This is a genomic window from Okeania sp. SIO2B9 (genome assembly GCF_010672505.1).
Lineage (GTDB): Bacteria > Cyanobacteriota > Cyanobacteriia > Cyanobacteriales > Microcoleaceae > Okeania > Okeania hirsuta.
The window spans coordinates 1-1,034 of the sequence record NZ_JAAHGK010001810.1 but is presented as its reverse complement, the minus strand read 5'-3'; the positions used below and the strand labels follow the sequence as shown (position 1 = coordinate 1,034).

Genomic DNA, 1,034 nt, shown 5'->3' with positions numbered 1-1,034 from the left:
AATTACTTGACTACCTAAATCAAAATTACTATGATTTTTTGTAACTATTTTGGGTTAATTTTAGATCGAAACCCAGATTATTCCACCGAGACAAATTATTAATAGCAAACTATAAAAAGTTTTGTGTAATCTTTTGATAAGTGGCTGAACTTGATAGTTAACTATTAACTTATCTTTTGTAATTTCTTCTTGTGTTTTCAGCCATGTTTGCCCATCATACCAACCAGACTCTTCATAAAAAACAGTAGTACTAGCAAGACGTGATCGTATATAATTCCAACCTAAATAAAGTCGCAATAATACCAAAATTAGAATAAAGCTTGCACCTGCTGACCCACTCAGTAAAAACTCGATCGGATATTTCTCTGGAAAAAAACTTGCTGCTGCTACTGGGCCTGATACTAACCAACTCCAGAGCCAAACCCAGACTAACTTCTTTATATACTGAGGTCTTTCTAATGTTACCCAACAAAATAACCAGGAATTTTTGAGTTCTTCATATTCGTTGACTGGTTGTTGTTCTAGGGGAACTGGAGAGCTAGATATTATCTGTCTAGTCATAAATCAATTTTTCCTCACTTATATTTTATGCCAGTAAAGAGGTAGTTCATATTGACAGCCTGATCCTAATTGAGCAATGATAAAGTATCTACTTTTTCTGCATGACTCCAAAATGCTTCTAAATTGTAGAATTCTCGTTCTTCGGGCTTCAATATGTGGACTATGACATCACCATAATCCATTAATATCCAAGAACTTTCGTTTTGGCCTTCTACTCCTAGAGGATAAAGTTCTCTATCTTGTTCTACCTTTTGGGCGATCGCCTGAGATATAGCTCTGACTTGAACATTAGAGTAACCTGTGATAATTACGAAGTAGTCTGCTAAATAAGATACTTCTGATACTTTAATCACAACAATGTTATCTCCTTTACGGTCTAATGCTGCGTTAACTATTGTCGATGTCAATTCTAAGGTTCCATCGGATTCTGAATTTGTCTGACTTAATTCGGTTGACAAGGACTGAATATGGGA

2 protein-coding genes are annotated in these 1,034 nt (G+C 35.1%); both read right to left on the bottom strand.

The genetic code is table 11. From position 1 onward, the window contains the following. Nucleotides 1-60: 60 nt before the first annotated feature. Nucleotides 61-561 (bottom strand): CGLD27 family protein, encoded by a 501-nt coding sequence (locus F6K13_RS34625; protein WP_287290173.1) that lies wholly within the window; start codon nt 559-561, stop codon nt 61-63. A 65-nt stretch (nt 562-626) separates the two neighbouring features. Next, the gene (gene rsfS, locus F6K13_RS34620; protein WP_287290175.1) at nt 627-1,028 is read right to left on the bottom strand and encodes a ribosome silencing factor; all 402 of its coding nucleotides are present in this window, start codon (nt 1,026-1,028) and stop codon (nt 627-629) included. Nucleotides 1,029-1,034 lie beyond the last annotated feature (6 nt).